Raw genomic sequence first — 26,044 nt, forward strand, 5'->3', positions numbered from 1 at the left:
ATAACTGGTATCGTTCCCGGAACAGGCGCCGGTCTCGAAGGTAAATGCGGCCGGCCTAAAAGATTTAGCTGCAATTTCAACCATTGCGCTACGTCGTCAGCAGCCCGTTTGGTTCAAAAGCTGCCGGACTGTCCTATTCTTGCTCCTGGAATCATCCAGTGAAAATGAGTTAATATATTGGTTTACAGGAGCATCCAGATCAATTCTCCCAGCCGCAGCCAATTGCATGCGTAAACCTTGGAAACAGTTGCTTACATTGAAAATTAACTGAAAAATTTCTGTTTTGTAATTTTTAGGTGAGAGATGTTTTCAAGAAAAATTAAAGCCTTGTTGAAAAAATTTCAGGAAGCGTATAGTAACTGCTGTCGGGTTGCTGCGGGTTACCATTGGGTTTCAATTTGAATCTGGTTTGCGTTTCGATCCAAATCTCATACACCAGCTTTTGATCCTCTGCCTTTAAAATAAAACGGTAAGCGCCGTCACCCAGCTCGTTCAGATTCAGCAGCTGGGCAAACCTGTCGTCACTTCTGCGCAGTTGATAAAGTTTTTCATTTCTGCTGTTAACCAGTTCTAGCAGCACTCGTTTCCTGCCGGGATTTGCATAAGCGACTTTCAGCTTGCCATCCCGCGTAACCGCAACCATCGGAGTGATTTTGTCCGATGCCAACTGTTGTGCAACGACTGTTTGAATGCCCATCAGGGTGATCACGCCAAAAAGTAACCCAAGTTTTTTCAAGAGATTGATCATGACATTGTTTGTTTTTGGTTTGAGCCAGCCGACCATCAGCTGCCTTATGTCACAAAGAAAAGTCGGTAAAATACCTGAATTGTCATTTTTTAGTTGAATAACAGCGTTTTTGGACATAATTAATCATGAGTCAGCTTAATGGAGTATGTCGTGTGGAAACCGTCGTTGGGCTAAATGCCCGAAGGGTGAGACCGCCCTGGGATTATCTTTGAAGTAAATCCGGCAAGCTGTCGGTTTTATGCATTGTATTCTTTCTTTTATAAAATGTTTAAAACAAAATGGCCCCATAACCAGCTCACATTGAGTGTCCTGTTCTGGACATTTTACTTCATGTACGAATGGTTGAGTGTTCCCGCCATGACAAGCGAATACGTAAGGTATTTTATCAATGCCTGCGTGATTGTTCCCGCTACCTGGCTGGGGGCCTATCTGACAGTTCACGTCTTTTTTAAGGCATTTTATTTAAAAGATAAGAGAGAATTATTTTGGGCATTTACGATTGCCACAATGGTTATCGTAATTTTGGGCAGGCGCTATTTCAACTATTATTATACCTATCCTCTATATTATCCGGAGGGAAATAGAATGCCCTTTTTCGCATTACCCAAACTCATTATTGAGTTTGTAAATATGTACTTGATTGTGGCGCTTTACTCGCTTTTCTTCTTTTTTAGGACCTATTACGAGCAGCAAAAGCTGACTCAGGCTTTGCAAAAGGATAAAATTCAGTCAGAGCTCGAATTATTGAAATTGCAGGTACATCCACATTTTATTTTCAATACTCTTAATAACATTTACTCATTTTCGATTCAGCAGGATCCACGTACTCCGGACCTGATTCACCGGCTTTCTTCATTTCTAGATCACAATTTGTATGAAGTTAAAAGTCAGGTAGTTTCGCTGGATAAGGAGGTGGAATACATTCAGAATTACATTGAATTGGAGAAAATCCGTTTTGGTGACCGACTGGATATTTCACTAAACATTTTGTCGAAAATTGATCAGTTTTACATCAGTCCCATGCTGCTGTTGCCTTTGGTAGAAAATGCATTCAAGCATGGTGCCGGGAAGGTCAATGATCATTCTTGGATCAGGATCGATTTTTCGATCAGAAATGAAACACTTACGGTAAAAATCGAGAATAGCTGTCCATTGCAAGCCGTTGATATCCAGCCCGGGAGATATGGCATTGGCATTGAGAATGTTAAACGCAGACTTGAAATTTTATATCCGGGAAAACATGAATTTAATGTGCTTTCTGAGATCAATACGTTTATGGTGATACTCAAAATTCAAAATGGAGCCAGCGCATAAAATCAAGTGTATGGCCGTGGATGATGAGCCTCCGGCTTTGCAGCTTATTGCATCTTATATCGCCCAAATTGACTCCCTGGATCTTATTTTTCAGACCACCAATTCCATGGTTGCCTACAATTTCATCCGGCAGAACGAAGTGGAGTTACTATTCCTGGACATTCAGATGCCTGGCCTAAATGGGTTGGATTTCATCAAATCACTACACCAGAAACCAACGGTGATCTTAACCACTGCCTTCCGGGAATACGCGGTAGAAGGTTTCGAACTGGATGTGTTGGATTACCTCGTCAAGCCGGTGAAATTTGAGCGATTTTTGAAGGCAGTTTCCAAATACAGTCAGCTAATTGCCAGGCCCAGCCAGGAAATAATTGCAGAAAAACCGTCGGTTGCGGATGAAATGTATATCTATTTCAATGTGAATAAAGAAATGGTAAAAGTCTTTTTAAAAGACATTCTCTACATCGAAAGCATCAAAGATTATATCAAGGTAATTACGACTGGAAAAACGATCGTCACCTACCAGCGAATCACCTACATTGAGCAAAAACTACCCGAAAACAGCTTCATCCGCATTCATAAGTCCTTTATTGTGAGCCTGCACAACATTACATCCTTCAAAGGCGACATCGTGCAGATCGGCCACCTCAAAATCCCGATCGGGCGGTTTTACAAGAAAAAGTTCGTTGATTTTTTTGCAAGCATTAATAAATGAATGGGCTACAGCTTATGCCCCATTTTTTGAGGCGACTTGATAGGGGATTGCCTTGATCAATTTGGTGTTATTGAATTCAGCAACGGTCACCACATTTGTTTTAATAATGGCACAATATTTTCATATTCTGTGTAACTTCAATCTAAACAACAAGCGATGAAAGCGATTAAAAATATATCAGCAGGGCTAGCCGGGGCAGTTGCCCTGAATATTTTACATGAAACCGCAAAGCGTTTCTATTCCAAAGCACCTCGGGTGGATTTGATCGGCGAAGAAGCATTGTCCAAATCACTTAATGCATTGGGTATCAGCTCACCTTCAAGAAAAAATTTATTCGGGCTCACACTGGCCGGTGACCTGATCAGCAATTCAATGTATTACAGCATGGTGCCAGTTGGAAAAAGCAAAAATCTGATCTTTCGAGGCGCTGCTTATGGTTTGGCGGCCGGAATTGGTGCATTGACATTAACCAAGCCTATGGGGTTGGATGACGATCATGTCAACAAAACGGTTCAGACAAAGGTGCTAACCGTAGCTTGGTACCTGGTCGGCGGGTTGGTAGCGGCGTTTGTCGCGCAGAAAATAGGGGAATAGATTCTATTTCGGGCGCTTATCTCGGCTTACTCGCAGAATCTGATACCTTCAAAATCCCCTGCATAACCCGCCAATGTCCTGGGAATGAGCATATAAACGGATAATCGCCGGGTTGTGCCGGTGCTGTGAAATCCAGGCGGAAGCTTTTACCCGAATTGACGAGCGGGGTCGCGAACAAGATATCGGTGGTATTGGGAATAAAGTTTTTTTCAAATCCGTCTTTCAGATTGGCCATTGCGTCGGCGGCTTTGCCGACTTTTTGTTCTGTACCAGGCTTTACGACGACGACATTATGCGGCATAACATCCGGATTACTAAAAATTAGAGAGATTTTCCTGCCAGGCGGAACCTGCAATTCTTTTTTATCAAAAACCATTTTTGCCTCAATTGTAGTCAACGAAATTTCAATGGTACCCATGCTTTCAAGCAGGGAAAGGACTTCTCCTCTGTCTCTTTCAGGAAGCAGACTAACCCGTTTCTTCATTTCCACAATAGCATTACCAAACGCCGGCGAATCCTGAACCTCACCAGGAAGGGTTTTTAGAGAAGCCAGAAACTCCCTGGTTGGCTGCATCTTACCTGGATTATTGATCGTCATATCCATTAAAATGGGATAAGCGATTTCTGGCATTCGAGATAGTAAGTTTGCCTTGTCCGAGCCCAATAGGTTCTGACGGGACTGAACAGATTCATCGGCTGCGATCATCGCGGCATGAGCCACGACCTTCATTAGTTTACTCGTATCGCTTTTAATCATCTCTTCGAATTCGGCCTGATTTCCCCGTAATACCTTTGGATCTGAACTGAGTAGCAGATTGATTAATGCGATTTGTGAGTTGGAATTGGATTTCTCTTTCCTCATTGCATTCAAAAGCACTTGCACTTTGCTGATTTTCAACACTTCAGAAAGTTTGCCGGCAGCCTCCTGTTTCTGTTTTGGATCAATGCCAGGGCGTGAAAGTATTGCAAACAAAGTTTCCTGGGTTTCAGGCAAACTGACAATTTCCTGATCAGACACTAGTGTCAACAGACTTTGCTCTGCTTTTTTGTTCAGTTTATTTTTTCCAATTGAAGTAATCCAGAGCGGTTTTAATTGACGGAATGTTTCATGAATGGCGTAATCCAGGTAATAGTCCGTCGGATATTTAAAGATGTCCATTGCAGCGTTGACGCCTGGCTCGGATTCGAAAAAGCTCATGGCGACAATGGCTTCCAGCCTCACCCTCGGCGAATCGTCGTTGACCTTTGCCTTCATTAATTCCAATGCATTGGGTAATCGTTCGCTCCAAAAACGCAGGACTTTGGTGGCAGCGGCGCGCGCCTGTGGCTCCTTGGCTTTTAAAAGTGTTTTTAACAGATTTTCTTCAACCATATCGAAATCCTGGTAAAGCCATAATCCTTCCAACAAATGATGCTCGTATTCGGCATTTGATTTATCAAGGTTTGCTACCCACTTTTTTAATGCAGGAATGACCTCGTCCACACTTTTTGCCCTCAACTCTGATCGTGTTCTATATCTGAAACGGTCTTCATGGGCTTTCAGATTATCGAGTAGCTGCGGTATACTTTGCCCCGAAATATCAGTGACTTTTAATAATGGTTGGTCCTTGTAAGTAATGCGCCAGATGCGGCCGTGTGATTTGTCCCTGGCCGGGTCGCGGGGTGGATTTTCGCCATGGGAAATCAGCGGATTGTACCAATCGGCAATGTAAACGCCTCCATCCGGGCCGAATTCAATGTCGATAGGCCGGAAATTCGGATCGGAGGATTGCAATAGTGCTTCCATTTCTTTGCCACGAATGACCCGTAGCGGCGACCCTGAATTGTCATGAAGAATACGGTGCTGCTTGGTACCTTGAAATCCAATGTTATTGTTGACCAAAAAATCGCCCTGTACTTCGTCAGGAAATTGTCGGCTGGAAATAATTTCGATACCGGCAGTGGGCCTGACACGGGTTTCCGTAAACATGTCGATCCTGGGATGTTTGTCGGGATATGTTACTTTGCCAGTCATGGGAGGCGCAAAATAATTGGAGCCGTCGGAAGCGTCGCCGATGAAATGGGTACCCCATTTGTCAAAAATGCTGCCCCAGGGATTATAATAAGGATAGGAAATGTAGTGAAAAAGCTTGCCCGTGCGCGGTTCGAAGCGGTAGGTGGCACCTGCATAGGAGCGAACCGGACCATAAGGTGTCTCAACCTGGGTATTCAGAAATGTCCCCTCATTGAAATACAATGCACCGTCCTGTCCATATGTAAATGCATGGGTTGCATGGTGGCTGTCTTCCGAGCCGAACCCGCTTAATATCACCTCCCGGAAATCGGCCTTATCATCGCCGTTGGTATCCTTTAAAAACAAAATGTCGGGTTCCTGGGAAACAAATATTCCCCCATTCCCAAACTCAAAACCCAGTGGAAGATAAAGGTCATCTGCAAAAACGGTATGTTTATCCGCCTTGCCGTCTCTATTGGTATCTTCCAGGATCACGATTTTGTCATGGACCGGAATGCCCGGAAAATATTGCGGGTAAGTCGGCATGGTTGCTACCCATAGCCTTCCTTTTGCATCAAAATTCATTGCAACCGGTTTTTCGATCGGGAAATCCTTTTCCGAAGCGAACAAACTGATCTCGTATCCTTTGGGAAGCTTGAATTTCTCAGTGGTAGCAGGCCAAGTTTGCTCGTGATGCTCGTGCGCAGCGGCCTTTGCAGCTTCTCCCTGCCGGCCAGTCATGGGTATGTCCGTAACCAGCATTGGATCAACCGGCTTGCCTCTGCGGTCTGTGATATCCAATGCTTTTTGATAAGCCGCGACGCGTTTACTTTTGCCCATTTCCCATATGACGGAGTCCAAAGCAGACGTCATTTGATTTAATTTTCGGAGTTCAGGAGGAAATGCGATGACGCCAAAAGGTTCTCTGCGGCGTCCGTAAATGTATTCGCCGTTGACAGCACGCCAGCGATAAAAGAAATGGTCGTCTTTCATTTTGATGACGGCCCGGAGCTTTTTGTCGTAGTCTGAGTCGAAACTGGCTTTTCCCGAAAAACCCAGCGATTGTCCCATCCATTCTGCCGCCAGCCTGTAACCCGCGTCATTTAAATGAATGCCGTTGATGGTAAGCGGTTTCTTGCTTTTTGCTCCCATTCCCGCCAGCGATGGTTTGAACAAATCAATGAAATAAAGGTTTTGGGACGCAGCGGTTTTTTGCATTACCTGGGTATACAATTCCAGGTTTTTGTTGTGTTCACCCACACTAGGAAAAGGTACGCCCAGATTTTCATGTGCGATGGGCGAAACGAGTACCAGGGTCGGGGAGGAGCGCCCGTTGTATTGATGGTCGAGCAGGTTTTGGATAAATTTTTGCAGGTCTTTTTCAAATTGCGGGACACCTGCCGGGCCCTTGAACGCCTCATTCATTCCAAAACAGAGGAAGATTATGTCTGCTTTCTGATCCGTCAAATCCTGGTTTAACCCATTGAAATTGAGGGCTACCGGCATGACAATTTTTTCTTGCTCGTGCGTAAAGCTTTTGAATTTAATCTCTTGCTGACCCTCGGTAAGACGGGAGGTTTTCTCACCAAACCCCGGAAAATTAAGTGGCCGAGGCTGTAACCCGACTTCATCGGCACTCCATCCCATGTTTCTCAAGGTGAGCTGCTTATCTGGAAAGCTCTTTTGAAGTAAAGTTTCGAAATAACCATAGTGCCGCATCCGGTCTGCGAATGTGTTGCCCAAAAGGATAATGTGGTCGCCTTTTTTGGGAGCAAAACCCGGATTCGGGGCTTGTGCGACGAGTGTTGGGCCGGATAGCAACATCACGCAAAGCAGCGTGAGGACATTACGGCAAAAAGAAATCATCATGATCAGAATTTAGGAAGTATTCAATTTATTAATAAATCAATAAATAGTGTTGTTCATCCTTCAATTTTAGATTTTTGGCGATTACAACATAGCCTTTTTGCTAATCAGAGACATGATGATAAATGAAAGCAAACCGAAGTAATACGACAATTATGCAAGAATGTAAGTAGCTGAAAATCAATTAAACGGCATTGTATCCATATTTCAGTTTGTTGATCTTTGTTTTAAACAAATCCCCGAAAGACGATGAAACACATCTGCTACTCAACATTTCTATTACTCATTTTCGCTGTAAAACTAGTGCAAGCCCAAAGTGAAGAAGAAAAGCTTAAAAGTATTGTGCGGCTCGAATCAGAGTCGTATATGAAAAAGGACTCTGTTACCTGGAAATCGCTGTATAAGCAGGATGCGAATACGGTCCGTTTTTACGGAGGCAACGGTTTCTATAACCACAATGTTGGCTGGAACAATTTTGGGCCGACGCTCCTAGGCTGGATGAAAGAAAATCCCAAACCATCCAGCTACACGGCTATCGATATGAAAAACTACAATATCCAGGTGTCCGGTAACCTTGCAACTGTATCTTACACCCAGCGATTTTCTGCACCTGGTATTGATTCGCTCCGGCCGAGCGGTACATTGGAATACCGAACGCTCGTTAAGGAAGGTCAGAAATGGAAAATTGTTGCAGTAATGTCTTTTGATACCTTATCATTTTCCAGCACCCGGCAATCGCTGGTGGAAAGCCAGTTTAATACAACAGGCTATAATTTTCTCAATGAAAAGAAAGTGAAAGAAGCAATTGAGATTTTCAAACTGAACGTGACGCTCTACCCTGATTCATGGAACGCTTACGACAGCCTGGGAGAAGGTTACGCCGCTGCGGGTGAAAAAACACTGGCCATCCAGAATTACGAAAAATCGATCCAGCTTAATCCGGATAATAGTGCCGGGAAAGAAATTTTGCAGAAGCTGAAAGCAAATTAGCTTCCAAACAAACGCATCTCCGAAAACGTATACTTATATGCGTTCGTGCTTGAATCGAAAACTCTTACGTCCAGAGCCAGAGGCTCGTCAGATATCTCAACCCCGGGTTTCAACTTGGGGCATAGCAGATCAATGTTTGCGACGAGACCGACGGAGCGTACCAGCAGATCAATGTTTGCCAAACTCGGCTTGTTAAGGGTCAACGGATTGAAATCCGTTGTTAGGAGATCGGTCGAGCCTCTGGCTCTTTTTGGCAAATCTGAAACGCCTCTGTCGATACTCATCTTTAATATACCGTGATCTTGGTATTGCTTAATGAGCACTTCCAAGTGAATTTTGTAGTAACAAACCTTTACAACACATTCAAAATAAACTCATTAAAGCTAAGAATATGAAAAGAACTTTATTTCTCATTGCAATTTCTTTTGCGCTGTCATGCCAGTTAACTTACAGTCAGACCTGCCCCGGGTCACTTTCCAGCACGACTGTAACGCCCTGCCTGGGCCAGCCTTTTACGATTTCAACACCCTCCTCTGCCGCATTTGGGGGTTCGATCACCTGGGAGGTCGGTACAACCGATTCAGGACCCTGGACATCCGTTGGTACCAGCAATTTCAGCGGAAATACCGGCGCGGCGAGTTTTACAATCACCCCTGTTGAGGCGGGTGTGCGTTATTATCGTGGCGTCCGTACCTCGTGTACATATGCTGCGATTATGGTCACAGTAGGAGCTAGTACCGCGCCATCTCCGCCAACAATTGCTGCGAGTACTTATTGCAACGGGTTGGCCACGCTTACTGCATCCGGGGCCGGCGTCGGAACGTACACATGGTACCGATTAAATTCGGTTTCACAATTATCACAGGTGCAAAGCGGACCTAGCAACGAATATGCCATTCCAGCGTTGCCAAACGGCAGTTTTTCTGAATCCTCCTTTCGTTATTACGTCACCTTTTCAAATGGTACCTGCACAAGCAGCGCCAGCAATATTTTGCTGGTGCTGCCCTCAGGAGTCCTACCGCCCGCTCCCACGATCACAGCGGAATCCGCGTCGGTATGTGTAAACAAATCGACAACCCTTACGGCGACCGGCTCAGGAACAATTAAATGGTATAGTACAAGCCCAAACACCCCGTTAGGGGAAGGTTCCAGCATCACAATCAGCCCAACCTCGACTAAAAATTATTTCGCAACAAGCACCATTGACGCCTCCTGCACTTCAACCGGCAGCAATCAGGTAAATGTAGCACTAGCGTTGCCAACAGCAGTAACCACGGTTCCAAGCAGCCAGGATTTCCCCCCTGGTGGTTCCAGTGCCAGAGTTCTGACAGACGACAATTGCCAAATTTTCGCCACTTTTGGTGCTTCCGAACCTTTGGGAAGCGAGCTGTATTCCAACACCATCAACGCAAAAGTCTCCTTCGATAACTCCGTGCAAACTTATAATAAAATGCCCTATGTGCAGAGGCACTTCGATTTTCATCCCACAGAGGAGCTCACACCCGGTTATGCCCCTTTTTATAGCATTACAATGTATTTCACACAGGCGGAGTTCGATGCATTTAATGTTATCAGCACTGTAAAATTGCCCATGAACCAATCGGATGCGGAGGGTTATGCTGCGAACATTCGTATCCTTCATGCCTATGGTACACCCAATTCCCAACCCGCCCGGCCCGGTGATTATTCAGCCAATAACGTGATTGAGGATTGCTTTGTCTGTACGACGGTCGGCTGGAGTACGGAGTACAATGCGTGGGCGGTGTCCATTAATACACGCGGTTTCTCGGGCTTCTTTATTACCGCAGTAGGATCGACTTCCTTGCCCGTAACGCTCACCGCTTTCCAGGGAGCCAGACAGGAAAATAATGTTGCTCTCAATTGGCAGACAACCGATGAAACCAATAGCGACCGTTTCGAAATCCAGCACAGTACCGATGGTAAACAGTGGATTCAGATCGGACAGGTGAATGCGGCAGGCGAGAGCAAAACTTTACAGCGCTATACATACACCCATTCCAATCCCACCGCAGGAGAGAACCTATATAAAATGAAAATGGTGGATGCTGACGGCACTTTTGCTTTTTCGAAGATTGTTTCGGTCCGGATGAATGGGGTGGATGCATTGAATGTTTTTCCAAATCCCGCGATGGATGTGGTCTCCGTTACCAGCAACGTACCCATTGTTTCTTACCAGTTGTTAGCAACGAATGGTGAGGTTATCAGGGAAAAAACTCAGGTTAAAACCATTCGGCTGGAACTGGGAAATCTGGCAGCCCCGGCTGGGATCTATGTTTTGAAAATGACTTTGGAAAATGGTCAGGTAGAACATCGTAAATTGGTGATCAGGTAATGTGGTATAAAAACCAAAAAATGGAATGGGTATGGCTGGTCATTTCGGTGCTGGCCATACTCGTTGCCATTGTTGGGATTTTGATGATGTGACTTAGTTAAAGACATTACTTAATTACTACTTGTAAAAACAATCATGAAAAGACAATTGCTTACTATCATTTTTACGTGGATTGTTCTGTTGTTAAGCGCAACAAATAGCAATGCCCAAAGTTTTGACCAAGAATTGAAATTAGTAGCAGGAGAGCGAAAGCAGAATGCTGTTTTTGGCAGTTCGGTAGCTATTAGCAGTAGTGGTGATTATGCTGTGGTTGGGGCTCCCGGAGATGTTGGGGCTCCTGGGGAATTCATAAATGGAGGTGCTTATATCTTTAAGAAAGCTTGTGACGGTAATTGGATCCTGGTCCAAAAGGTAAATGCGCCCCGCGACGTAAGAAGATTCGGAACATCGGTGGCAATTGACGGCGATGTGGTCGTAGTAAGCGATGATAATAGTGTGTACGTTGTGAAACGCCAGCCAAGTGAAGTATGGGGAATTACCCAGAAATTTACTGGCACCAGTGGGTTCGGCAATTCGGTAGCTATAAGCGGAGATAACTTTGTTGTCGGGCATTTTTTCGATGATTTTGATCAAAATGGAGCCAATAACCTAACAGATGCTGGTTCAGCTACTATTTTTAGCAAAGCAACGGGCGGAAGCTGGGTACAGGCGCAAAGGCTGGTGGCTGACGACAGGTTCCCGCAAGAATATTTTGGCAGGTCAGTATCTATAGGTGGCGATAGGGTGCTGATTGGTGCAATCCGAGATAGATATACTGCCCCTGATGAGTCAAGCAATGCAGCAGGTTCCGCTTATTTCTTTAAAAAGAATTCCGAAAATCAATGGGTTCAGGAGCAAAAAATCAGGCGGTCAAACCCAGAACTCGGTACAAGTTTTGGAGGCTCTGTCAGCCTACACAATAATTACGCAATTGTGGGCGCAGAATTAGGCTACTATTATGACGGGCCTGTTGTAATTCCCACAGGTTCAGCGCATATTTTTGAACTGCAAAATAATGGAGATTGGGTAGAGGTGCGAAAATTGCTCACCCCTGGTGCGGCAAGTATCAAGGAGCAATACGGACATAATCATGAGCTGTTTGGTCGTAGCGTATCTATCAGCGGCGGTTATGCGGTTGTTTCGAAGGTTAGCAATCTTACTGGGTCTGGCGGCACGAGGGTCGTAGGAACGGGATTGGCATATATTTACAAACGGGAGAATAATGGAGATTGGACCCTGTTGAAAGAAATAGCTCCTGATGACGGTGAAAATGGCGACGTATTCGGACAATCAGTGTTCATTCGTGATGAGGATATTATCGTAGGAGCGCCTAGTGAGAGAGATCCCGATCCCAACTACCTTTTAGGGGCAGCCTATATTTTTCAGACCCCAGTTCAACCGGAAATAGCTTCTAGCGGAGAAACTGAGGACATTATCATAGAAAATAATACTGAAAACCGATTGGTAACCAGCGACTGCGGGTTGATAGGTACGATAACAGGACCGAACATCAGCAACGGTTCCGATGCTTTCACTGCCAGGGTAACCATTGACGAAGAAGTTCAAACGTATAGTAAACAGCCCTACCTGCAACGCCATTTTGATCTGGAGCCTGGTGTGGCAAATCCTTCACTCGCAACCGCAACAGTCACGCTCTATGTCAGCCAGGAAGAATTCACAAACTTCAATGCAGCCAGCACGGTAAAACTTCCGGGCAATGAAGCAGATCTTGAAAACTACAAGGAAAACCTTCGTATCTGGCAGTGGCACGGAACGCCTACCACGACCCCCAGTGCTCCTGGAAGTTATACCGGCTCAATGGCCGTGCCAATCGATCCGGCCGATACGGACATCAAATGGATTGAATCGCTGTCCGCATGGGAAATCACGTTTAACGTGGTTGGCTTTTCCGGTTTTTTCATCACCGCCGAAAATGCCGAAGCGTTGCCGGTAACATTGGTAAATTTTTCAGGCAAAAAACAGGAGCAGGCGGTACAGCTGGACTGGCAAACGACGGACGAAACCAATAGCGACCGTTTCGAAATCCAGCACAGTACCGATGGCAAACAATGGATCCAGATCGGGCAGGTGAATGCGGCTGGCGAAAGTAAAACCTTACAGCGCTATACATACACTCATGCCAATCCGGCTGCGGTAGAGAATCTTTATAAAATGAAAATGGTCGACCTGGACGGCGCTTTCGCCTTTTCGAAGATTGTTTCGGTCCGTATGAATGGCACGGATGCATTAAATGTATTCCCAAATCCTGCAACAGATGAAGTCTCAATTACCAGCAAAATACCCATTGTTTCTTATCAGTTGTTAGCTGCAAATGGTGAGATCATCAGGAAAAAAACCAAGATTAAAACCGTTCAGTTGGAACTGAGAAATCTGGCAATTCCCGCAGGCCTTTACATTTTAAAAATGACATTGGAAAATGGTGAGGTTGAACATCGTAAACTGGTGATACGATAATGTGGTATAAAAACCAAAAAATGGAATGGGTATGGCTGGTCATTTCAGTACTGGCCATACTGGTTGCCATCATCGGGATTTTGATGATGTAACTTATTAAAAGGCATTGTCGATCGGCTAATATGCCCTATTTTTAGAGAACGACACTCCTTTATGAATAAATTGCTTATCGTTGACGATCACCGGATTTTTACCGACGGCATCCGCTTTTTAATCGAACATACTACCGACCTGAAGGTAGCAGGTGTACTGCATTCCGGAAAGGAAGTTCTCCCATTTTTAGGAGACAACCCTGTTGATATCATTCTTCTGGACATCGATCTCCCCGATATACCTGGCTTTGAAGTAGCCAAACTGGTGAAGAAATCCCATTCAGAAATCCGGATAGTTGCCCTTTCCATGCTGGACGACATTGGCTCGATGGAACGCATGTTTCAGGTTGGCGCCAAAGGTTATTGCATTAAAAGCGACGGGCGCGAAGAAGTTTTCAGGGCGATCCGGCAAATCAGGGAAGGGGGGACTTACTGGCCAAAGTCGTATCTGAAATTTCTGGAAGGCCAGACTGATAAAATCTCCGAAATCCGCCTCACAGATCGCGAGCGCGAAATCATTGCATTGATCTGCCGGGGAAGCACCAGCAGTGCAATCGCCGAAAAACTATTCATCAGCTCCCGTACTGTGGAAACGCATCGAAAAAATATCTACCGGAAACTGAATGTGCATACGAATGTGGAGTTGGCGCAGTATGCGAGGAAGCATTTGATTTAGCAAACGTTATATCCAACGCTATCAATCGATTGACAGTTACGATGAAAATTTACTTATGCCAGATTCTTCTATTCTTATCTCAAATCAGCGCATTAGCGCAGCCAAGAGAGAAAGCGGGGCTGTACAATCCAGGATCGAAGCAGGACTTAATCCGGTTTGAGCATTTTAATGATGAGAAAGGACTAAAATCATCTTTATTCAAAGGCCCCATAAAGTACGATGGTTTTTTATGGATATCTGACATCAATAAGGGTTTGGTCCGCTTTGATGGCCAGGAATTCAGATACTTTGATATTGCTTTCAGGGACAAGACGGTCAATGCAAATATCTTCTCCATGTTCGTGGATTCGCGGGGCTGGTTATGGTTGGGGGCAACGCAAGATTTATATGTATGTCAAGGAGAGCAGGTGCGCCAGCTTGCGAAAGACGGATTCGTGACACAAAAATTGATCGTCGAAAAAATTAAGATACCAGATTCAAACCAGACAATTGTCAGCATCAAACAAGATCAATCGGGAGCCATATGGGCAGTTGGAAGCCAGGGGAAGATCTATCGATATGAGGTGAATACAAAGCGGTCAAGTACTTTTTTGCTTCCTGGATCAGATCAACTTTCTGATATGCAAGTCGACAAACACGGATTGATCTGGATTCTTGGCCAGAAAGAAATTTTTGTTTTTGACCCAAAGACTAACAAAGTTTCAGGGTTAGGATTTTCAAAAAAAATGCAGTTCAAAGATCCGGGAAAGTTTTTGACAATAGTGCCAGAGAACGATGGAAGTTTCTGGATAGCGACGAGAGATGATGGGGTATTTCTGATAAAGCCCAGGAAAATTCCCGGTCAAATGAAATTCACATTTGACTTGCTCAAACAATTTTCATGTCCGCATGTCCAGCATATCGCCCGGGACCGAGCTGGCAGGATATGGGCAGGCACGCTCGACGAAGGAATTTTTATATTTGATCCGTCCGCGGAAACGCTTCAACAGCTCAAAAGAAACAATAAGGATCCCGATGGTTTGGCAGAAAACCAGGTTAATAAAATCTACATAGATGACCAGGATATTGTGTGGGTAGTGCCTCAATCAGCGGGGTTGGAAAAGTATGATCCGTTGCGGTACCAATTCAGTGCACTAAATTACAACCCGAGCAATCCTGAAAAATCGCTTCCAAACAACATCATTAACACACTTTTTGGGACAAAAGGACAACTGTTTATCGCTACACCGGACGGGGTGGTGTGTTTTTCTGCAAAAGATAAAAAGCTGGATCGGGCTGTAACCAAGATTTTAGAGCCTTTGGGAAACGAAATTACTGCGATCAAAATCGATAGGAATGGCAACATCTGGTTTGGAGATCAACGAGGTGTGGCACAATACGATCAACAGACGCAAAAATTGACATTTTACCCTTTTCTAAAAAAAAGGTTCCGGACTGAAGCCATGTTCGATCTTCTTCTTGTAACAACTGCTGAGAATGAAACAGGGCCAGCTCTGCATGAGCTCTGGTCAGTGGATTGGGACGGCCTTTCAAGGTTTGATATTAACACTAAAAAATGGAAGACAGACACGCTGCCAGCGCTCAGGGATATCAGTCAGAAACCAATAACCTCTGGAATGCAGGACATTAGCGGCGATATATGGCTTGGTACTGGCACAGATGGGATTTACAAGTATGATCCGGTTCGCAAAAATGTCAGGATATGGAACCAGACATCAAGGCACTTTACTTACTTTCCCGAATTTTTGGAAATTAGGAATAGTATGTGGGTTAGCATTGCCGGTACTGGTGTTTATGAAATATCCAAAGATGATTTAAAGACTATAAGCCGCTATTCATCGGAGAAAAGAGATCTGCCGGATAAAACGATATCCAACATATTAAAGGACAGTCAGGGATTTTTATGGCTTTCAAGTGGAGATGGACAACTTATAAAGTTTCTTCCTGGAAAGGGGATTATAAAGTCGTATAATTCCAGAGAGGCTTTTTCCAGTCAATATTACTTTAATGATGGTTTCAGCCACCCGGATGGGACCTTGTATTTTGGGGGAAACAGGGGCGTGACGTATTTCAATCCGAAGGATTTAAAGACTAATAATTTCGTTCCGCCAGTAAAAATTACAGATGTTACGGTCACGGATAGCGCCTATTCACCCCGGAACGGTGAACTTGAACTGCTGCATAATCAGAATTTTATCACTTTTCAATTCACTGCCCTGAATTTTTCTTACAGCGATAAAAACCAATATCAATATAAGATGGATGGCATAGATGAGAGATGGATCCACGCAGGCTCCAAACGCGAAGCCAACTACACCAACCTCCCGCCGGGCGAATACACATTCAGGGTGATCGGCAGTAATAATGATGGCATCTGGAACAAAAAAGGCGCTTCCATAAAAATCACGATCCTGCCACCCTGGTGGGGAACATGGTGGTTCAGGACATTATTGATCCTGCTTTTCGCAGGCGGAATTTTCGGCTTGTTCAGATATCGTTTATCACAACAGCTAAGCAGGCGCGAGGCGGAGATCAGGGCATCATTAATGGCGCAGGAAGCGGAGCGTCAGCGATTTTCGCGTGAGTTGCATGATGGGATCGGGGCTAATCTTTCTCTCCTTAAAATGTATTTATCATCATTCGGGGAAGCAGACATTCCGATGGCAGAACTCAAAGAACGCGCTGAAAAACTTCTGGCAGGTTCTGTCGATGAAATAAGAAGATTGATTCACGACATGCACCCGCGGAACCTGAAAGAAATGGGTTTAGTGAATGCGGTCGAGGATATGGTCGGCCTGGTCAATATGGGTGATGGAGTGAAAGTGATTTTTAATTCCATGAATGTCCCCGAACATTTACCTGAGCAGGTAGAGATCAATCTTTTCCGTATCGTGCAGGAGCTTTTGCAGAATGCAATGAAACATTCGCGGGCAGAGAATGCGTGGCTATATCTGGATGATTATGAGGAAGTTAGACTGATATTGCGTTACCGGGATAACGGAGCTGGTTTTGAACCATCTGCAAAAGTTTCCGGAAATGGATTGCTCAACATTCAAAACCGGGTCACACTGCTGAAAGGGGAGATCCGTATCGATTCGGAGAAGGGGAAGGGTACTGGAATTGAGATAAGTGTTCCAGTACTTTAATCGGATCTTCAGCTGCATTTGTTTGTATTTAATACCTATCAATCAATCCCGTCTTTCAATCCAGCAGCCGTTGAACAGGAATGCAATAGCAATTAAGAGTAGTTTTTTCATGGCTGGTTACTTAAGTAAATCTCAGTAAACTTCAATAAAAATCCCTGGCGGGTGACATCTACTATGCGCGAAAAAATGATGTTTCCTGCAACGGGGCGGAGTAAAAGTGAGTAAGGACTTTTGAAAAACACAATGAAGCGGTTATGCTGAAAAACTATCTGAAAATTGGCTGGCGGAATATCAGGGCTGGCGGTTTTTATTCAATCCTGAACATTGGCGGCCTGTCGATTGTGCTGGCTGTGACCGTGCTGCTTTTGTGGTGGGTGAAAGACGAGCTTACTTTTGACAATTTTCACACAGACGCGGACAGGATTTATCGGATCAATTCTCATTTCGGTGCGGGTGCAGATGAAAATACATTTGAGTACGCGCCGTCCCCGCTTGCCATTGCAGCCGTCAAGTCGGTTCCGGGCGTGGAAAGTGCGGTACGTGTTGAAAATTATCCGTTTCGCACCTTTCGTGTTAATGGAAAAATATTTACAGAAAAAGCAAACCTGGGACAAATTGATGAGCATTTTCTAAATCTTTTCAATGGATTCAAAATCCTATACGGAAATCCTGCAAAACCATTTCCATCCCCCAATTCAGTGATCTTGACGGCTGATCTGGCCATGAAATATTTTGGCGCCACCAATGCCATTGGTAAGACATTCACTACGATAGAAAATAACAGGACATTCACTGTCGCCGCAGTAATGGCCAACATTCCAGACAATTCGTCGATCAATCATCAAATGCTGTTTCCTATGAGCGTCAGGAAAGAGGCGTATATAGCAGACGGTTCATGGAGGACGATGGATGAAAACTGGGATGATTATGGTTTTGAGATCTTTGTTAAACTGAGTCCGGGGGTGAATGTTAAAACCGTAAATGCACAGTTTACAGCAATCAAAAATGCAGTCCGGAAAAAGAGCGAGGATAGTGGGGATTACCGCCTGCAATCACTCACTGAGATACATTTGTACGCGCCGGACGGGAAAAATTCGGGTGCAGTCCAGGTCAGAATGTTGGGTGTGATCGGGTTGCTGCTGCTGAGCATTGGATGCATTAATTACGTCAACCTCACCACTGCCCGAGCGACCAGGCGGGCGCGGGAGGTGGGTGTGCGAAAGGTCGTAGGTGCGGGGTCGATGCAGCTGGCAGGCCAGTTGCTGACCGAATCATTGATGACATTGAGCATTTCGTTGGTTCTGGCGATTCTATTGATCAAAGGAATGTCGCCACTTTACGGCAGCATTACCGGAAAGGCCGGGCAGTTTACATTGCTGGGAATTCAGGGATGGCAGTTTTTGACCGGCACGCTGCTGTTCACTTTTGTCATGGCAGGGATTTATCCTGCAATGCTCGTCGCGCGGTTTCGCCCGATCCAGGCATTGCAGGGACGTTCTTCAGGTGTGGGCGACGCAGGTTTGCGGAAAGGATTGGTTGTTTTACAATTTGCGCTGGCTACCATTCTGATCAGTGGCACATTCGTGATTAACAGGCAGCTTCGCTACATCCGGGAACGCGATTCGGGGTTAAGCCGCGAACATGTATTCATATTTAATGGGAAAGATTTTTCACAACAATTTAAAAGGGAGTTGGCGGGCGAATCCGATGTGATCAGCGTGAGTACTTCCAGCGATTCTCCGGTTAATGTCTTCAATGCAACGGGCGGTGTTGATTGGGATGGTAAGGAAGCCAATCGAATGCTGATCATGGCCCAAATCAGTGTCGATCCTTCATTTATCCCCAATTTTGATATCAAACTGGCAGCAGGCAGAAACTTTGATGGAAATGCTGCCGACTCGACACACTTTATCTTGAATGAAACTGCTGTTAAGCAGGCCGGTATCCGAAATCCGATTGGTAAGCGGTTCAAAAGACATGGAACGGAAGGCACCATTATTGGAGTAGTAAAAGATTTTAACATTACCAGCATTCATGAGCCCATTCGTCCGCTGGTGGTATTCAATTCACCGGAAAGCAATAAGCTGGTGAGCGTTCGCACGACCGGAAAATCAGCTAAAAATGCTTTGTTGGCGGCAGAAAAATTATGGAAAAAGTATTCGCCTGAATACCCGTTTGAATTCAGTTTTCTGGAAGAAGATTACGATCGGTTTTATAAAAGCGAGCAGAAAACGGCCCAATTGCTCAATTTCTTCGCAGGGATTGCCATTGTCATTTCCTGTCTGGGATTACTGGGGCTTGTATCGTTTACGGCCGAGCAGCGAACGAAGGAAATTGGCATCAGAAAAGTGCTTGGCGCAACGGTACTCAGCATTACCTCATTGCTATCGCGCGATTTTATGAAATTGGTCGTCATTTCCATATTAATCGCGTCGCCTATCGCCTGGTTTGCACTGAATAAATGGCTGGAAAATTTTGCTTATAAAATTGAAATCAAATGGTGGATGTTTGCCGGCGCTGGTTTGCTAGCGGTCATAACGGCATTGTTGACGATCAGTTTTCAGAGTTTAAAAGCAGCATCGGCCAATCCTGTCAAAAGTTTGCGGAGCCAATAAATGGCAATTTCATTCAACGTGTCGCCGCCAGGTCCCCAGGTCATTCCTTTCAGGGTATCAATTTTGAGGTCTTGAATGGAACCTTTTAGAATAACTTTCGCGTCATGTTCCTTTTAGGGATCTCACCAAAATCTGGATTTGTAGCGATCTGAAATGGTTTGGAACGGTTTTAGAATGTCCAAATCAGCTGTAATCAAAAAAAGGACTATACCGGTCATTATGAAATTTAATATTAATGGAAAACTATAATCATGTACTGATACACGCCGCGCGCGTGGGCAATACGGAGGTCATTCAGGAATTACTAATTCAGGGAACAGATGTGAATGCGCAGGACGAAAAGGGTTACACGCCACTGATCATTGCCTGTTACAATAATAAGATTGAAGCTGCAAAGCTACTTTTAGAAAACGGGGCCGACGTAAATGCTTTCGATTTTGGTGGCAATACCGCGTTAATGGGCGCCAGCTTCAAAGGCTATCCCGAAATCGCTGAATTACTGATTGGCAATGGAGCAGACCTCGATATGCAGCACGGAAACGGAGGCACGGCGTTGATGTTTGCCGCTATGTTTGGACGAAATGAAATGGTTAAACTTTTGCTAAGTCACGGCGCATCGCCTGACCTGCTGGATGCAAGAGGTTTATCGGTATTGGATCTGGCCAGGCAGCAGGGAAATGAAGAAGCAGTAGAATTGCTGGTGAGTCCCTAAATCGCAAGTTTATCATCATGACATTTGAATTTACAACAAAACCGGGTTTCAATTTTCTGACCAGCTTTTCAGAGCAATTCGGCGTGCCGGTAACAGGCGATAGGCTGGACATTCCAGAGGAAATGGGCTCCGGAAGCATCAGGAAAGTAGATATCAATGAGCATTTCAAGCTGCTGATCCATCATTATACCTTCAAAGAGGAATTTGTACTGCGAAGAAAAGCCCCGGAAGAAATTACCGACCTCATCACAATCATTTTTTACAGCTCGACACTCCCCAACAATCAATTATCCAATCGCGAGAAGAGTTTTACCTGTACAAAAATCAATAGCTCTTCGATCGAAGTTTCATCCAACGACCTGAATTCAGAGATCAGATTTCCGGCTGACCGGGAAATACATTTTACGGTTGTGGGCATCAAAGCTGCATTGCTGGCCGAATTGCTCAGTCTCGACGAACCGAGCCAACTAATCCGGACCGTTACGAATGGCAGCAGCACCTTTCTGTACCATGTCGCGATGTCGCAGGATTTTGAGAAAACGCTCCGGGTCATTGCAGATAACGACAAAATGAGCGCGCTTAAAAAAATGTTTTATAAAGTCAAGGTGCAGGAGTTGTTCTATATGTTATTCGATAAATTGCTGAAACGCGACTACAAAACAGAATGCAGTCTTAATAACCTGGATGTTAGCAGATTAATGGTTGTCCGCGATTTTTTACTGGCAAATTTGAGCGAGCCGCCGCATCTGAGGGATATGGCAAAACTTGCACACATGAGTGAAACTAAGTTAAAAATGCTTTTCCGCCAGGTATTTGGAGACAGCATTTACAATTATTATCAAACTGCCCGCATGAACGAAGCCGCAACCATGCTCAAACACTCAAGGGTGCCTGTCTCTGAGGTTGGGTATCAGCTTGGCTTCTCAAATCTCAGTCATTTCAGCAGGTTGTTTGCTAAGCATCACGGACAAACGCCCAAGAAGTTTCAATCTGTCGGATAAGACTATTTTTGCGCCATTTAAGGTTATTTTGTTCAAATAGTGATCTCTAATTTTGCTATATCATTTAAATAGCAAGGTGAGATGAGCAAGATATTGAGCGAATACAAACAGGATAATTTCCAATTAAAAAACCACATTGTCATGGCACCGATGACCCGATCGAGGGCAATCGGCAATGTTCCTAATGATCTGATGGCCAAGTATTATGGGCAACGAACAGGAGCTGGTTTGATCATCACTGAGGGTACTTCTCCGGCACCGGACGGTTTAGGATACTCACGCATTCCAGGCATTTTCAATGCTGAGCAAACCGAAGGATGGAAGAAGGTAACTTCGGCAGTGCATGCGGGTGACAGCAAGATTTTCATCCAGCTTATGCATACAGGCCGGATCGCACATACCGACAACCTGCCGGAAGGGGCAAGGGTCGTGGGCGTTTCGGATGTGCGTGCAGCAGGTAAAATGTGGACTGATCAGGAGGGTATGGTTGATAATTCCCAACCTGAGGCGTTGACAGAATCAGGGGTTCAGGAGGTAATTGCAGGTTTTGTGAAAGCCGCGCAAAATGCAGTTGAAGCTGGCTTTGATGGCATTGAGTTGCATAACGCCAATGGGTATCTCTTGGAGCAATTCCTGAATCCGCATATCAATAACCGTACAGACCAATATGGTGGCTCGATTGAAAACCGATCGAAAGCTACATTAGAGATTGCTGAAAAAATAGCCGCGGCGATAGGTAAGGACAAAGTTGGTATCCGCTTTTCTCCGTATTCAACTGTCAGCGATCAGACTGCCTACGACGTAAACGAGGTACACGAAACTTACAGCTATCTCGCCAAGAAGTTGAATGAGATCGGCATTGCCTACATTCATATCAGCCTGAATGCAGAAACAAAGCGGGAAACGCTTGAAGCCATACGTCAAAATTTTACAGGAACCATCATCCTGTGTAATGACCTGACTCCCGAATCGGCGGAAACATTATTGGGCGAAGGTGTTGCGGACCTGGTGGCCTTTGGAAGACCCTTTCTGGCAAATCCAGATTTTGTAAAAAGAATCGAACTGGGCGCAGAACTGAATGAAATGGACCCAAATACGTTTTTCTCGGCTGGTGAAGAAGGTTATATCGATTACCCAACTTTGGAGGTACTTGCTTAAACTCAAATGCCGTCCGCCAGTAAATGGGACGGCATTTGAATTTTCCTAGTCTAATTCTTTGATCCGGATATTTTTAAACCACACTTTCTCCTTCACATTGTGGCTTTGCAATGCAATCTTGCCTTTGTGGTGAGGTGTGGCGTAAGGCCAATCCTTGTATTTGCTCTCCGCAACTTTTGCTTTCCAGGTTTCGTCGCCATACTGATAATCAGCCACTTGCCTTCCATTGAGGTAATGCATTACCCGATTATTTTTTACTAAGATCCTGCCCGTATTCCAGTTTCCGGCCGCTTTGAACGCAGTAGGGTCGGATGGAGGGTTGATGTCGTAGTTTGCACCCGTTAATTGAACCGGCTTTAAGGCGATCTGTTCGCCTTTTTCATTTTTGACAACATAATTCTGGTCATCGATAATCTGATATTCAGGACCAGAAAATACGGTGCGTTTGATGTCAGGCTGTTCCAAAACCTTATATAATATGCCTCCATTGCTTCCTTTCGGGATTTTGAATTCAAATTCCAGGTCAAAGTCGCCATATTCTTTATCTGTAACCAGGTCGCCACCGGAACCGTCTGACGTAAGCGCGCCATCCTCGATCATCCATCCAACAGCAGCAGTCTGGTTATAGCTATGCCAGCCTTTCACGGTTTTCCCATCGAAAAGCGTTGTCCATTCGTCGGGCAAACAGGTCACATCTTTTTTCAAAAAAGAAAAAGCTGTTGTAGAAGCGATAAGCAGGCAAATGACTATCCAATGTATCTTCTGCGGGTATTTCATGATGGTAGTGATTGGTTTTAAAATAAAGAAAGTTGGTGGGGAAATTTACCTTTTTTAGTTCTTCTCGTTTTTCCGTTGGTGATTTGTGTTACGGTAGAAATGCCCTGTCCAGGGTTTTTATGGATAGTTATCGCGTTCCTTAATACCCAAATTCCAACCCATGAAGCCACTGGCCCAGAAGAGATGGTTCCGCATTATTCCCGTTGTTTTTGTTACATATAGCCTTGCGTACCTCGACAGGGCCAATTTCGGATTCGCAGTGGCGGGAGGAATGGCCAAAGATCTCAACATTACACCCAATACTTCCACTTTACTAAGTTCATTATTCTTTCTGGGCTACTTCTTTTTCCAGATCCCAGGAGCGCATTATGCCGCAACACGCACAGCTAAGAAGCTGATTTTCATTTCGTTGATCCTTTGGGGAGCGCTGGCCGCTGCCACAGGTATGGTTAATGATACCACCACATTGATTGTCATTCGGTTTATGCTGGGCGTGGTGGAAAGCGCGGTAATGCCTGCGATGCTGATCCTTCTGAGTCAATGGTTTACCAAAGAAGAACGCTCACGCGCCAATACTTTTCTGATCCTGGGAAACCCTGTTACGGTGCTCTGGATGTCTGTTCTTTCGGGTTATTTGATCGAATCGATGGGGTGGCGGTGGATGTTTATTTTACAGGGTGCGCCGGGGATCATCTGGGCATTTATCTGGTGGCGATTGATCGACGAGCGGCCAAGGAATGCGAACTGGCTGACTGATGAGGAAAAAGCGGCTGTTGAAAATAAGTTGCTCGAAGAACAGGCAGGCATCAAACCTGTCAAAAACTATGCGGAGGCATTCAAATCTACCAAAGTCATTTTGCTTTGTCTTCAATATTTGCTTTGGAGCGTCGGCGTTTATGGATTTGTGATGTGGTTGCCCTCTATTATCAAGGCCGCGCCGAATATGAGTATGGTTAATACCGGCTGGTTATCGTCCGTTCCTTATCTCTTTGCAGTTATAGGCATGCTTTCCGCCTCTTATTTCTCGGACAAAACCGGAAACCGGAAAATTTTCATCTGGCCTTTTCTTCTGATCGCCGCTATTTGTCTTTATGGTACCGTGTGGCTGGGGCCGGATAAATTCTGGCTTTCTTACGCATTGCTGGTAGTAGCCGGAGGCGCACTTTATACTCCATACGGTCCGTTTTTTGCAGCTATAGCGGAACTATTACCAAAGAATGTTGCGGGCGGGGCGATTGGGTTGATCAATAGTCTCGGCGCATTAGGTTCATTTGCAGGCTCTTACCTGGTTGGGTATCTCAATACAAAAACCGGAAATTTCAACGCATCTTATACCCTTATGTCAGTTGCGCTGGTGCTTGCGACCGTCATCACAATCATTGTAATTCCAGTCACCTTCCGGGCCACCTCCAAGCCGGCGGAGATCAAAAGCTTCGACCATTGATTTCAAATCCGGTGACGTTTTGCCGACAAATGGTTAATTTCCGCTATCAAGGTTCTTTATATTTCAATACCTAAACCCAAAGTGCATGACAAGTTTGAAAGTGCCGGTTTCCACCGGTTACATTTTTTTATTATTCTTTTGCCTGGCCGGGGGATCTGCATGGGGCCAGGCTGCTGCCAAGCCTGCCGATCCATCCAAATTTGAACTCAAAGATGGCGACCGCGTCGTTTTTCTGGGTAGCTCCATTTTCGAAAATGACTTCCAATACGGTTATCTCGAAACAATGCTCACCACCCGATTTTCGGAAAAAGGCATCACATTCCGAAACCTGGGTTGGACGGGCGATAATGTGTGGGGCGAGGCAAGAAGCACTTATACCAACCCGCCGACGCCATACGAACATCTAATGGAAGATATCACCAAGACACAGCCGACAGTTGTTTTTCTGGGTTACGGAGGTGTAGAAGCGCAGGATGGACAAGCGGGCGTTGCTCATTTTAAAGAAGGATTAAATAAACTGATTGATAAAATTGACCAGTTAGGCGCCAAAACCGTCTTACTTTCTACCATTCCGGTTGTGTCCAGTGATACTTCGCAACATGTCGACTACCGCAATGCAGATCTTGAACTTTACTCCAAAGTCATTTCAGAAGTAGCTCGCGAGCGGAACAAGCAGTTTGTGGATATCTACAATCCAATCCTCAATACCAGTAAAAAAGAGGCGATCATCGAAAATACAGTGCATTTGAATGAGCTGGGCTATTACTATTTAGCTACCACTTTGGAAAAGGCATTGGGCCTGGACGCGGCAAAGGCTACCACGGCAGTTACTGTTTCAAAAAGCAAGCCGGAAGCCTCCAATGCACGCATTGTAGCTTCGGATAATGATTTGATGATCGCCAAATTCATTGTCGACAATAAATATCTGCCGCTTCCTTCACCAAAATCTGCCAGCTGGATTGTGGATAACGCCAGGATTATGCGGATTACTGGACTGAAAAAAGGTTACTACACGTTAACATCAGAAAATAATGATGTAACCTCCGCTTCTGCGAACGAATGGGAAAGTGGTGTCGAGATCAAACAAGGGCCTCAATTTACCCAATCAGAAGAAATCCGGAACATGATCCTCAAAAAGAACGAGCTGCACTTTTTCCAATATCGCCCTTTAAATCAGACCTATATCGTCGGTTTTCGCAGATATGAGCAAGGTCGCCATGTGAAAGGACTGGAAGATCAGAACTTGCTGATTAAATGGTTGGAAGGGCAGATTATACTGAACAGCGAAGCGAAGGAAGTGGTGTATGAGTTAAAAAAACTCGATTAAGCGATTAAA

Annotated in this window: 18 protein-coding genes; 14 read left to right on the plus strand and 4 right to left on the minus strand. The window is 45.0% G+C overall.

Annotation, left to right across the window (positions count from 1 at the left end):
* Window positions 1-319: 319 nt before the first annotated feature.
* Complete coding sequence (locus FHS68_RS14485) at window positions 320-865, minus strand: hypothetical protein (RefSeq protein ID WP_167271331.1); 546 nt, start codon at window positions 863-865, stop codon at window positions 320-322.
* 147 nt (window positions 866-1,012) lie between these two features.
* Between FHS68_RS14485 and FHS68_RS14490 the strand changes: the two genes are divergently transcribed.
* The 3 genes from FHS68_RS14490 (at window position 1,013) to FHS68_RS14500 (ending at window position 3,371) form a co-directional block, all read left to right on the plus strand.
* Complete coding sequence (locus tag FHS68_RS14490; protein WP_167271333.1) at window positions 1,013-2,062, plus strand: sensor histidine kinase; 1,050 nt, start codon at window positions 1,013-1,015, stop codon at window positions 2,060-2,062.
* A complete protein-coding gene (locus FHS68_RS14495) occupies window positions 2,046-2,777 on the plus strand; it encodes a LytR/AlgR family response regulator transcription factor (RefSeq protein WP_167271335.1) in 732 nt (243 codons plus the stop codon). Before FHS68_RS14490 ends, FHS68_RS14495 begins: the two co-directional genes overlap by 17 nt.
* A 156-nt stretch (window positions 2,778-2,933) precedes the next feature.
* Entirely contained in the window at window positions 2,934-3,371 is a 438-nt protein-coding gene (locus FHS68_RS14500) for a hypothetical protein (protein WP_167271336.1), read from the plus strand.
* A 16-nt stretch (window positions 3,372-3,387) separates the two neighbouring features.
* On the opposite strand, the gene FHS68_RS14505 is transcribed toward FHS68_RS14500, so the two are convergent.
* Window positions 3,388-7,233, minus strand: coding sequence for a PVC-type heme-binding CxxCH protein (locus FHS68_RS14505; RefSeq protein ID WP_167271338.1), 3,846 nt, complete (start codon window positions 7,231-7,233; stop codon window positions 3,388-3,390).
* 246 nt (window positions 7,234-7,479) lie between these two features.
* Here FHS68_RS14505 and FHS68_RS14510 point away from each other — a divergent pair, with 246 nt between their 5' ends.
* The gene (locus FHS68_RS14510) at window positions 7,480-8,220 is read left to right on the plus strand and encodes a DUF4440 domain-containing protein (protein ID WP_167271340.1); all 741 of its coding nucleotides are present in this window, start codon (window positions 7,480-7,482) and stop codon (window positions 8,218-8,220) included.
* On the opposite strand, the gene FHS68_RS14515 is transcribed toward FHS68_RS14510, so the two are convergent.
* Window positions 8,217-8,504, minus strand: a complete 288-nt coding sequence (locus tag FHS68_RS14515; protein ID WP_167271342.1) for a hypothetical protein — start codon at window positions 8,502-8,504, stop codon at window positions 8,217-8,219. The two genes, FHS68_RS14510 and FHS68_RS14515, sit on opposite strands and share 4 nt — an antisense overlap.
* A gap of 107 nt (window positions 8,505-8,611) precedes the next feature.
* On the opposite strand from FHS68_RS14515, the gene FHS68_RS14520 reads away from it, so the two are divergent.
* The 8 genes from FHS68_RS14520 (at window position 8,612) to FHS68_RS14555 (ending at window position 22,487) form a co-directional block, all read left to right on the plus strand.
* On the plus strand, window positions 8,612-10,573 hold the full coding sequence (locus FHS68_RS14520; RefSeq protein WP_167271344.1) for an Ig-like domain-containing protein: 1,962 nt from the start codon (window positions 8,612-8,614) through the stop codon (window positions 10,571-10,573).
* 135 nt (window positions 10,574-10,708) lie between these two features.
* The gene (locus tag FHS68_RS14525) at window positions 10,709-13,087 is read left to right on the plus strand and encodes a T9SS type A sorting domain-containing protein (RefSeq protein ID WP_167271346.1); all 2,379 of its coding nucleotides are present in this window, start codon (window positions 10,709-10,711) and stop codon (window positions 13,085-13,087) included.
* Between the two features lie 153 nt (window positions 13,088-13,240).
* Window positions 13,241-13,855, plus strand: a complete 615-nt coding sequence (locus FHS68_RS14530) for a LuxR C-terminal-related transcriptional regulator (RefSeq protein WP_167271348.1) — start codon at window positions 13,241-13,243, stop codon at window positions 13,853-13,855.
* 41 nt (window positions 13,856-13,896) lie between these two features.
* Window positions 13,897-17,001, plus strand: coding sequence for a sensor histidine kinase (locus FHS68_RS14535; protein ID WP_167271350.1), 3,105 nt, complete (start codon window positions 13,897-13,899; stop codon window positions 16,999-17,001).
* A 254-nt stretch (window positions 17,002-17,255) separates the two neighbouring features.
* The gene (locus tag FHS68_RS14540; protein WP_167271352.1) at window positions 17,256-19,616 is read left to right on the plus strand and encodes an ABC transporter permease; all 2,361 of its coding nucleotides are present in this window, start codon (window positions 17,256-17,258) and stop codon (window positions 19,614-19,616) included.
* A gap of 235 nt (window positions 19,617-19,851) precedes the next feature.
* Complete coding sequence (locus tag FHS68_RS14545) at window positions 19,852-20,328, plus strand: ankyrin repeat domain-containing protein (protein WP_167271353.1); 477 nt, start codon at window positions 19,852-19,854, stop codon at window positions 20,326-20,328.
* A 17-nt stretch (window positions 20,329-20,345) separates the two neighbouring features.
* Window positions 20,346-21,329, plus strand: a complete 984-nt coding sequence (locus tag FHS68_RS14550; protein ID WP_167271355.1) for a helix-turn-helix transcriptional regulator — start codon at window positions 20,346-20,348, stop codon at window positions 21,327-21,329.
* Window positions 21,330-21,410: 81 nt separating this feature from the next.
* Window positions 21,411-22,487, plus strand: a complete 1,077-nt coding sequence (locus FHS68_RS14555; protein ID WP_167271357.1) for an alkene reductase — start codon at window positions 21,411-21,413, stop codon at window positions 22,485-22,487.
* A gap of 45 nt (window positions 22,488-22,532) precedes the next feature.
* Here the strand turns inward: FHS68_RS14555 and FHS68_RS14560 are convergent, their stop codons facing one another.
* Complete coding sequence (locus tag FHS68_RS14560; protein WP_167271359.1) at window positions 22,533-23,264, minus strand: 3-keto-disaccharide hydrolase; 732 nt, start codon at window positions 23,262-23,264, stop codon at window positions 22,533-22,535.
* A 160-nt stretch (window positions 23,265-23,424) separates the two neighbouring features.
* Between FHS68_RS14560 and FHS68_RS14565 the strand changes: the two genes are divergently transcribed.
* Window positions 23,425-24,708, plus strand: a complete 1,284-nt coding sequence (locus FHS68_RS14565; protein WP_167271361.1) for an MFS transporter — start codon at window positions 23,425-23,427, stop codon at window positions 24,706-24,708.
* An 85-nt stretch (window positions 24,709-24,793) separates the two neighbouring features.
* Window positions 24,794-26,035 carry a GDSL-type esterase/lipase family protein gene (locus tag FHS68_RS14570; protein ID WP_167271363.1) on the plus strand — a complete coding sequence of 414 codons (1,242 nt, stop codon included), beginning with the start codon at window positions 24,794-24,796 and terminating at the stop codon, window positions 26,033-26,035.
* Window positions 26,036-26,044 lie beyond the last annotated feature (9 nt).

Source organism: Dyadobacter arcticus (assembly GCF_011762185.1).
Classification (GTDB): Bacteria; Bacteroidota; Bacteroidia; order Cytophagales; family Spirosomataceae; genus Dyadobacter; species Dyadobacter arcticus.